Source organism: Plantactinospora sp. B6F1 (assembly GCF_040120695.1).
Classification (GTDB): Bacteria; Actinomycetota; Actinomycetes; order Mycobacteriales; family Micromonosporaceae; genus Plantactinospora.
This window is the reverse complement of record NZ_JBEEAC010000032.1, coordinates 60342-69340: the sequence shown is the minus strand read 5'-3', so window position 1 is coordinate 69340 and position 8999 is coordinate 60342. Positions and strand designations below refer to the sequence as shown.

Annotated in this window: 8 protein-coding genes and 1 tRNA gene; 4 read left to right on the top strand and 5 right to left on the bottom strand. The window is 72.0% G+C overall.

Annotated features, from left to right (window positions below):
- Positions 1-451: 451 nt before the first annotated feature.
- Together ABNF97_RS34360 and ABNF97_RS28095 are read right to left on the bottom strand one after the other, a co-directional pair.
- Positions 452-805 carry a Wadjet anti-phage system protein JetD domain-containing protein gene (locus ABNF97_RS34360; protein ID WP_502930558.1) on the bottom strand — a complete coding sequence of 118 codons (354 nt, stop codon included), beginning with the start codon at positions 803-805 and terminating at the stop codon, positions 452-454.
- 185 nt (positions 806-990) lie between these two features.
- A tRNA-Leu gene (locus ABNF97_RS28095) sits at positions 991-1074 on the bottom strand.
- Positions 1075-1230: 156 nt separating this feature from the next.
- On the opposite strand from ABNF97_RS28095, the gene ABNF97_RS28090 reads away from it, so the two are divergent.
- The 3 genes from ABNF97_RS28090 to ABNF97_RS28080 all read left to right on the top strand — a co-directional run bounded on the left by ABNF97_RS28090 (position 1231) and on the right by ABNF97_RS28080 (position 3639).
- Positions 1231-1635, top strand: a complete 405-nt coding sequence (locus ABNF97_RS28090; RefSeq protein WP_349340377.1) for a RidA family protein — start codon at positions 1231-1233, stop codon at positions 1633-1635.
- 469 nt (positions 1636-2104) lie between these two features.
- On the top strand, positions 2105-2839 hold the full coding sequence (locus ABNF97_RS28085; protein ID WP_130463352.1) for a PIG-L family deacetylase: 735 nt from the start codon (positions 2105-2107) through the stop codon (positions 2837-2839).
- Entirely contained in the window at positions 2836-3639 is an 804-nt protein-coding gene (locus tag ABNF97_RS28080; protein ID WP_349340376.1) for a 4-carboxy-4-hydroxy-2-oxoadipate aldolase/oxaloacetate decarboxylase, read from the top strand. Before ABNF97_RS28085 ends, ABNF97_RS28080 begins: the two co-directional genes overlap by 4 nt.
- A gap of 330 nt (positions 3640-3969) precedes the next feature.
- On the opposite strand, the gene ABNF97_RS28075 is transcribed toward ABNF97_RS28080, so the two are convergent.
- The 3 genes from ABNF97_RS28075 to ABNF97_RS28065 form a co-directional block, all read right to left on the bottom strand.
- Positions 3970-5319, bottom strand: a complete 1350-nt coding sequence (locus tag ABNF97_RS28075; RefSeq protein ID WP_349340375.1) for a glycoside hydrolase family 6 protein — start codon at positions 5317-5319, stop codon at positions 3970-3972.
- 101 nt (positions 5320-5420) lie between these two features.
- Positions 5421-6176 carry a methyltransferase domain-containing protein gene (locus tag ABNF97_RS28070; protein WP_130463349.1) on the bottom strand — a complete coding sequence of 252 codons (756 nt, stop codon included), beginning with the start codon at positions 6174-6176 and terminating at the stop codon, positions 5421-5423.
- Between the two features lie 49 nt (positions 6177-6225).
- Positions 6226-8001 (bottom strand): DEAD/DEAH box helicase, encoded by a 1776-nt coding sequence (locus tag ABNF97_RS28065; RefSeq protein WP_349340374.1) that lies wholly within the window; start codon positions 7999-8001, stop codon positions 6226-6228.
- Between the two features lie 147 nt (positions 8002-8148).
- Between ABNF97_RS28065 and ABNF97_RS28060 the strand changes: the two genes are divergently transcribed.
- Positions 8149-8967: an SDR family NAD(P)-dependent oxidoreductase gene (locus ABNF97_RS28060; protein ID WP_349340373.1), complete on the top strand. Its 819-nt coding sequence runs from the start codon at positions 8149-8151 to the stop codon at positions 8965-8967.
- The last annotated feature ends 32 nt before the right edge of the window (positions 8968-8999 follow it).

Sequence of the window (8999 nt, the reverse complement as noted above, 5' to 3'; positions counted from 1 at the left end):
GGACGATGGAAGACGCTACGACATACGACCGCCAGCCCCCGCCGAATCGGAGACATCATCGCCGCAGCCTTGCACCTGACCCATTTCGAGTACAAGTACCTACCGCAAAGTCGTTGAGATCACTTCACTGCCCCTGAATGTCGGCACGCGCGGAACGAACAGTTGGGACTGCGGCTGTTCCCTCGCACTTGGCGGCGACTACCAGGGCACACGAGCGGAGAACAAGAGCCCGGGATTCCGAGCCTGGCGGCCGTTGCCGGCAGCGCGCGCGAGTGGCACCTGATCGAGCACCGCAGGCAGCCCGAGGATCGGCCCGAGCCTGTGGGGTATGCGTTCCGCAGCCGACCCTCGCCGAGCTCGGCATGACGCTCACCCTCCGCCGGGACCGCCGCTACTCCACCGTGCAGCATCATCGGCGCCGTAATCCGTAACCTGACCGGCGAACCCGCCGCTATGGTGCGTCGTGTCGTAAGCGGCCGGGGCCAGGTGGTTCCGGGGGCGCTGCGACCTGTGCAAGGTGACGCTCAAGCTTCGGGATCAGGTGGTGCATCGTCTCCTGCTCGCGGCCTACTCCGGTTCGCGCGACCTGTGCAGCCAGGTCTCTAAGCATCGGGTGTCCGTTGATAGCCAGGCGCGATGCGAGGGCCCGTTGTTCTTCGTCCTGATCGAGGAACGCCGAGTCCGCGTGTAGTTCGACGGTCATGAAGATCGGCGTAACCGCGACGCCGGAGCGGGCCTGTACGTCTCCGACGATCGCGACGCCGTGCGCGTCGAGGTCAGACCAGCAGACGGTCGATTTGTTGATGAGCTTTTACTGTTCGGTACGGAGTGATCCGAAGACGGGATCACCGCAGAGACGACCCGGGCAGTCACCAGGACCACCCACGACAGACAGCCTCGGGGCTCGGTACGCCGTCAGGCTGGTCAGGAAGGTGGTCAAACCCCTTTGACCACCCGTACGTCACATCACGCAGATATGCGGGGAAACTGTGTCCGAGGGGGGACTTGAACCCCCACGCCCTATACGGGCACTAGCACCTCAAGCTAGCGCGTCTGCCATTCCGCCACCCGGACCTGCATTACGGCACCGGACGACGGTTGGGGCGAGGAACTCGCACACCGACCGCTCGTGGTGCCGCACGGGGGACAACTGTACACGGCGCCGGTGGATCGCGCACGGCGGCATACCCCTGGCCACCGGGGACGCGCCGCCCCTGCAGAATCGGTGCCATGACGATCTCGCGTAGCAACCCGGAGAGCCTGCATGTTACTCCTGGTTACCATCACGTCACGGTCGTTTCTGCCGGGCGTACCGCGCATCTGGCGGGGCAGTGTCCGTTGGATGCCGCAGGTGTGCTGGTCGGTCCCGGCGACTTCGGCGCGCAGGTTGATCAGATCGTCGCCAACACCCTGGTCGCACTCGGCTCGGTGGGGACCGGGCCGGAGCAGGTGGTCCGTACGGTGATCTATGTTGTCACGGCGGATCGGGAGGTGTTGGCCGAGGTGTGGCGACGCTTCCAGGCGTCGCAGCTTGCCTCGGCGTTCACCACCGCCAGCACGCTGCTCGGGGTGGCCCAGCTCGGCTATCCCGGCCAGTTGGTCGAACTCGACGTCACTGCCGCCCTGCCGGGCTGACCCCCCGCCGGGCTGCCTGCCCGGGCGGCCCTCTGGCCGGCCGTGGTCGGCGTCGACGCGTCGGCGTACCGCGCACGACGTTCGCGCGGCCGACGTTCGCGCGGCACCCTTCGGTCGCCGCGATCTTCGTATCGTCGGGTCCGAGGCTTGCGGAGAAGCACCCCGACTTCGCGTCGTCGGGTCCACGGCTTGCGGAGAGGCATCCCGCCGTCGCGTAGCCGGCGCCACAGCTTGCGGTAGGCATTCCGGTGCCTGTCCGGCACCGCCGTCCCGGTGCCGACTCGGGCCGCTCTGTCAGCTCAACGCGCCCACCAGCGGCAGTGCCCGACCGTCCGGCGGCCAGGATTGTTGACAATCTTGTTGGCAATGATGAGGCACACATCTATGATCGGTCTGCCTCCGACAAGCGTTGCGGCTTCCGCTCGGGGACGTAGGGCGTACTCGCGGAACTGCTCGGAAAGGATTGTCGATGACAGCGTCTCCGATCGGGCCGGGCCCGATCCTCGTGGTGAGTGCACACGCCGCCGATTTCGTCTGGCGTGCGGGTGGCGCCATCGCGCTCAGCGCATCCCGGGGCCAGCAGGTGCACGTGCTGTGCCTCACCTTCGGCGAGAAGGGCGAATCGCAGGGACTGTGGAAGCAGCCCGGGATGACCCTCGAACGGGTCAAGGAGGCGAGACGCGACGAGGCGGGCCGGGCGGCCAAGGTGCTCGGCGCCGGAATCGAGTTCCTCGACGCCGGGGACTACCCGCTGAGGGCCACGGACGATCTCTACGACAGCGTCGTCTCGATCATTCGTCGGGTTAACCCGGCGGTGATCCTCACCCACTCGGCCAAGGATCCGTACAACCTGGACCATGCGCTGACCCACGAGATCGTGCTCCGGGCCAGGATGGTGGCCCAGGCGGCCGGGCACGACCGGGACACCCGGCCGATCGGCGCCCCGAACGTGTTGCAGTTCGAGCCGCACCAGCCCGAGCAGTGCGGGTTCCTGCCGAACCTGCTGCTGGACATCAGCCCGGTCTTCGACCGCAAGGTCGAGGCGATGCGGATCATGGGCGCCCAGGGGCACCTGGTCGCGTACTACACGGATCTCGGCGTACGGCGCGGGGTGCAGGCGGTCCGCAACGGCGGCGACCGGTCGATCACCCACGCCGAGGCGTACCAGCGGGTCTTTCCGGTGGTCGGGAGTGAGTTGCTGTGACCGGGCACGTCATTGTCCGGAGCGACGCCGCGCCGCCGGCCGACGCCGTCGCCCAACTCGCCGGGCAGGGTGTGTCGACGGTGCACGAGGCCCAGGGGCGCAGCGGACTGCTCGGGCACCTGCTCCGGCCGATCTACCCGGGCGCCCGGATCGCTGGCCGGGCGGTCACCGTCTCGGCCCAGCCGGGCGACAACCTCATGATCCACGCGGCGGTCGAGCAGACCCGGCCCGGCGACGTACTCGTGGTCGCCTTCACCTCGCCCAGCACGGACGGTGCCTTCGGTGAACTGCTGGCCACCTCCCTGCGGGCCCGGGGTGTCGTCGGCCTTGTCATCGACGCGGGCTGCCGCGACGTGGCCGCGCTGACCAAGCTGGGCTTTCCGGTGTGGTCCCGGGCGGTCTCCGCGCAGGGCACCGTGAAGGCGAGTCCGGGTTCGGTGAACGTCCCGATCGTGCTCGGCGGCGGCTACGTGCGCCCCGGCGATGTGATCGTGGCCGACGACGACGGGGTCGTCGTGGTGCCGCGCGAACGGGCCCGAGAGGTCGCCGCGGCCGGGGCCGCGCGTGAGGCCAAGGAGGAGGAGAAGCGCCGGCAGTTCGCCGACGGCGTGCTGGGACTGGACATGTACAACCTCCGTCCGCTGCTGGACCGGCTGGGCGTCCGGTACGTCGACGCCACCGACCAGGGCGGCACGCCGACCACCACTGCGGCCGATCCGGCTGTGACCGCTGCGGCCGATCCGGCCGTGACCGCTGCCGACCCTGGCACGACCGCCGCCCCATCCACCGGCGCGTCCTGACCGGTAGCGGTCCGTACGCACCGACCGGCCGTAGGCCGGGGCGAGCGCCGATCCCGGCCTACGATGCGGCCGGGATCGACGCGCTGTCGCAGCGAGACCACCAGTTCCTGCGGACGGTGGTCGGAGACATCGTTCGTCGACCCGCCGACGTGGCCGTTCGTCGACCCGCCGACGTGGTAGGAGTGCACCCGGACCGGGGCCGGGAGGAAGGTCCAGTCCAGGCGCCACCAGCGCGGCCGGCCGGAGTTGTCCGACCAGGATGCCGGACAACGCGCCGGGGAGACGTAGCTGGCGTCCCGGAGGCTGTCGGGCAGCTCGGTCGGGTGGTGGTCACAGCGGTGGCCACGCGTTCTGGACCAGCTGCCGGAAGTGCGCGGGGAACCACTCGCCGACCGGTGGGGCGTTCCGCATCGCGCCGCTGGTCACCGAGGGGAACAGGTGCGGACGGTACGTGGGGTCGCACATCGGCTCGTACGGCCGGTTCGCCCCGAGCACGTCGCTGGTTCCGTCCGACTCGCCGGGCGGCTTGATCCAGGCGTACGCGTCGATGCCGACCCCCGGCGCCGCCACCGGCCGGACGCCGAGTCCGGCGCCGACCTGGTTGCACCAGTTGCCGAGATAGCCGCGCCGGTCGGTCCGGCCCGCCTCGACGTACTCCTCCGCGCTGGTCGACGGTCCGGGGCCGACGGGCCGGTCCGGGCCGCCCCACCCGTTGCGCGAGGTGTCGACCAGCATGCCGACCCGCGCGGAGAACCCGGCGGAGACCAGCAGCTGGCGCAGTTGTCGGGCGTACGGCAACTCGTCGACGTAGGCATTGCCGGCGATCCAGGCGGTGTCCCGTACCGGCTCGCCGTTCACGACGTCGTCGGCGTCGAGGTAGGGCTCGCGCAGCACCGAGTAGTTGGCGACGTTGACGGTGAAGCCGTGCACGGCCGAGGGGGTGCTGCCGGCGGTGGTGGCCGCCTGGTACAGCAGCGCCGCCGCCCTGGCCCCGTCGGGCGACCAGCCGAGTCGACCGTGGTGGCCGGCGTCCAGGTAGGCGTAGACGTTGGGCACCGTGGCCAGCCTGGACAGCGCGTAGCCGATGCCGGCGAGGTAGCTGCCGTCGGCCATGGCCTGGTCGCAGCCGGCGGTCGCGGCAGGGCGGGGCCAGGTGTGGGTGACCAGGTTGGGCAGCGAGTTCGGCTCCACGACGGTGACGATCCGCAGGCCCGCGTAGCTCGGATCGGCGAGGACCGCGACGATCGGGTCGACGAACTCGGTCCGGTACCGGTCGAGTTCGCCGACGGCCAGCTCGCCGTAGCTGACCCGGCGGTCGCAGTCCCGCCCGGGCAGGTTGTAGAGGGTCAGCTGCACCAGGTCGGCGCCCTGGGCCAGGGCCGCGGCCAGGTGGGCGCGCAGCCCCATCCGTCCGGGGGTGCCCTCGATGGCGGCGATCCGGTCCAGCCACACCGCGGTCGGCTGGTCGGCGACGGCCGCCCCGCCCGGTTCGGCGCTGGCCCGTGCCGACCACTCCGGGTTGACGTATGCCGTCGCGTCGACGTACGGGTTGTCCACCCGTCCGGTCTCGGTGGCGCGGGCGGGGGAGGCGGCGGCTCCGGCGAGCAGGGCCAGGGTGGCCAGCACGGTCAGGGCCCGACGGGATCCCGCCGAGGAGGATACGGACAGCGGCAGTGTCATGGTCGCGCTCACCCCGCGAGTTCCGGCCGTCCGGAAGACAGCAGATCGATAGTCGTGAATCGATAGTACGCTGTGGACCGGTCGACGGCGCGCCGGACGGGTCAGCCGGGGGTGCGGCCGACGGCGTACCGGAAAGCGTTGTCGAGGCGGTAGCCGCCGCCCGGCTGCCGGAACGGCCGGGCTGCGTCGCACACCGTCGACGCGGTCGCGGCCAGCGTCTGCGGATCCTCGCCGAGCAGGACGCCACGCACCAGCGCGTCGTCGTCGGCCGCGTACCAGGGGACCGGCACCAGCCCCGCCACCACCACGTCGAGCCCACCGTCGGCGAGCAGCCGTTCGAGACCCCCCGGCTCCCGGAGTTCGCCGTCGGGCAGTGGCTCCTCCCCGGAGGCGTCCGCGACGGCCCGCTCGATCGTGTCCAGGTCGTTGTGCCGCCCCTCCGCCCAGTTCGCGATCGCGACCAGTCCACCGGGCTGGGCGACCCGGACGAACTCGGCGAGCGCGTCCAGGGTGTCGGCGGCGAACTGCACGGCATTGACCGCGGCCACCAGGTCGAACGTGTGGTCCGGCCAGGGTAGCCGCTCGGCGTCGCCGATCCGGAGGTCGGCGGCGGGCACCCGGGACCGGGCCAGCGCCACCATGCCGGGCGCCGGGTCGACCCCGGCGGTCTGCGCGCCGAGCCGGTCGAGATAGCCGAGCAGGTCGCCACCGCCGCAGCCGACGTCGAGCACCCGGGAACCGGGCCCGATCCCACCCGCCGCCACCAAGACCCGCCAGACCGGCTCGGCGAAGCCGCCCCACAGGTCGGTCCAGCCGGCCGCGACCGCCGACCAGCGGTCCGGATCCGCCCCGTCCACCCGCCCCTCCTCCGATGCCGGCCCGCCCGGGCCACTCCGCCGTTCGGGTTCAGCCGTCGCGCTGATCGCGGCCGACCTCGCGGTCCCGGCGTACCGTCGCCTTACGCCCCTTGATGGTGCTCTGCCGAAGCCGGGTGATCACCTCGTTCGCCGCGGACCTCGGCACCTCCACCAGGGAGAACCGGTCGGTGATCTCGATCGAGCCGATCTCCCGGCCGCTGACCGCGGTCTCGCCGGTGATCGCCCCGACCAGGTCCTGCGGGCGAATGCCGGCCCGCCGGCCGACCCCGATGAACAGGCAGGCCATGTCGCCGGGGCGGGGCCGCCCGCCGCGCCGGTCGTCCCGGCCGCCGTCCCGGCTGCCGTATCGGCCGCCGTCGCGACCGCCGTCCCGCCGGGAGCGGCCGTCCCGATCCGCCCGGAACGCGACCTGCGGGATGTCCTCCTCCTCGTCGACCGGGCCGCCGGCCGACTCGTGCGCCAGCTTGACCGCCGCCAGCGCCACCTCCATCACGTCGAACTCGTCGGTGAGGGTCTCGACGATCACCCGGAACGGTGCGAGGTCGTCCTCCAGCAGGCTTTCGTGCAGCGCCGCCCGGGTCATCTCCAACCGTCGGGTCCGCAGGTCGGCGACGGTCGGGATCTTGTCGATCGAAATCCGTTGCCCGGTGGTCCGCTCGATGGTCTTGAGCATCCGGTGCTCCCGGGGCTCGGCCAGGGTGATCGCCACCCCTTGCCGGCCGGCCCGGCCGACCCGCCCGATCCGGTGCACATAGGACTCCGGGGCTGGTGGCACGTCGTAGTTGACCACGTGGGTGAGCTGCTCGATGTCCAGCCCTCGCGCGGCCACGTCGGTCGCCACCAGCAGGTCGGCGGTGCCGGCCCGGAGCCGGCCCATCACCCGGTCCCGCTGCTCCTGCGTCATCCCGCCGTGCAGCGCCTCTGCCCGGTAGCCGCGACCGTTCATGGTCTCGGTGAGCCGGTCGACCTCCTCACGGCTGCGACAGAAGACGATCGCCGCGGTCGGCGCCTCGACATCGAGTACCCGGCCGAGGGCGGCCGGCTTGTGCGCCCGGGCGACCACGTACGCGGTCTGCCGGACCAGCGGGGCGGTCCCGGTGGGTGCGGGCTGCCGGCCGATCTCGATCCGGGCCGGATCCCGCAGGTACTGCCGGGCCATCCCGTCGATCCGGGCCGGCATGGTGGCGGAGAAGAGCACCGTCTGCCGCTGCTCCGGTACGTGTTGCAGGATCGCCTCGATGTCCTCGGCGAATCCCATGTCGAGCATCTCGTCCGCCTCGTCCAGCACCACCGTGGCGAGGCCGTCCAGTCGCAGGGTGTCCCGGGCGATGTGGTCCAGGGCCCGTCCGGGCGTGGCCACCACCACGTCCACCCCGCCGTCCAGCGCCCGCAGCTGCCGGGCGATCGGCTGGCCCCCGTAGATCGGCAGCACCCGTACGCCGAGGTCCCGGCCGTACCGGTGGATCGCCTCGGAGACCTGCACGGCCAGCTCCCGGGTCGGCACCAGGATCAGCGCCACCGGCGCCTTGGAGCGCTGCCCGTCCGGTAGCCGGTGCAGCAGCGGGAGCGCGAACGCGGCGGTCTTCCCGGTCCCGGTCGCGGCCTGGCCGAGCAGGTCCTGACCGGCCAGCAGGGGTGGGATGGCGGCCCGCTGGATGGCGGTGGGCTCCTCGTAGCCCAGCGTGCCGAGCGCGTCCAGGAGTTCGGTCCGCAGCCCGAGGTCGGCGAAGGTGCCGGATTCGTCGTCGGGGTCGTTCGGGCTCGTGCTGACCGGCGGAGCGGATGGTGCGCTGTCGGAACTCATACCTGCCAGCTTTTCACCACGCCTGACGGGGCCTTTCGGCGACCGGCCGATCCCGGCCCGCCAGCCCCCACCGGCCGGCTTCTCCGGGTCGGCCGCGCGGCTCTCCGGGGCATCCGGTGCCAGCTTTACCGGGATACTGTCTGCCCTGTGGACGCGGATGGCCTCGGACTCGCCCTGCCCGGCGCGGCCGTCGTGGTGACCGGGGCGGGATCCGGCATCGGCGCGGCGCTGGCCACCCGGTTCGCCGCCGAGGGCGCCCGGGTGCTCGTCAACGACCTGGACCCCGACGCGGCCCGAGCGGTCGCGGCCCGGAACGGCGCGGAGGTCTTCCCCGCCGACATGGCCGACCCGGGCGCCGTAGCCGCGCTGGTCCGGTACGCCCGGGACCGGTTCGGCCGGATCGACCTGTTCTGCGCCAACGCCGGGGTGCCGGGCACCGGCGGGCTGGACGCCGCCGACGAGGCCTGGGAGCGCGCCTGGCGGGTCAACACGATGTCCCAGGTGTACGCCGCCCGGGAACTGTTGCCCGACTGGCTGGCGGCCGGGCGGGGCCGGCTCCTCGTCACCGCCTCGGCGGCAGGTCTGCTGACCCTGCTCGGCGCCGCTCCGTACTCGGTCTCCAAGCATGCGGCGGTGGCCTTCGCCGAGTGGCTGCGGGTGAGCTACGCCCACCGGGGCGTCGTCGTGCAGGCGCTCTGCCCGCAGGGGGTTCGCACTCCGATGCTGGAGCGGGGCGAGGGTCCGGGCGCCGCCCTGCTCGCCGCCGGGGCGGTCGATCCGGAACAGGTCGCCGAGCTGGTGGTGGCGGCGCTGGCCGACGACCGGTTCCTGGTGCTGCCGCATCCGGAGGTGGCGACGTACTACGCCCGGCGGGCCGCCGACCCGGATCGCTGGCTCCACGGGATGAACCGGGTGCAGCGCGACATCGAACGGTCGGCTACCCAAGGGCAGGGCGCTGCCGATTGACGCCGTGGTGGTGGCGGGCCGGCGAGATTGAC

Bases quoted from the DNA above. Each gene is read 5' to 3' on its own strand.
- ABNF97_RS28090 (WP_349340377.1), top strand. From the start codon at position 1,231: ATGACGATCTCGCGTAGCAACCCGGAGAGCCTGCATGTTACTCCTGGT.
- ABNF97_RS28085 (WP_130463352.1), top strand. From the start codon at position 2,105: ATGACAGCGTCTCCGATCGGGCCGGGCCCGATCCTCGTGGTGAGTGCA.
- ABNF97_RS28075 (WP_349340375.1), bottom strand. From the start codon at position 5,319: ATGACACTGCCGCTGTCCGTATCCTCCTCGGCGGGATCCCGTCGGGCC.
- ABNF97_RS28065 (WP_349340374.1), bottom strand. From the start codon at position 8,001: ATGAGTTCCGACAGCGCACCATCCGCTCCGCCGGTCAGCACGAGCCCG.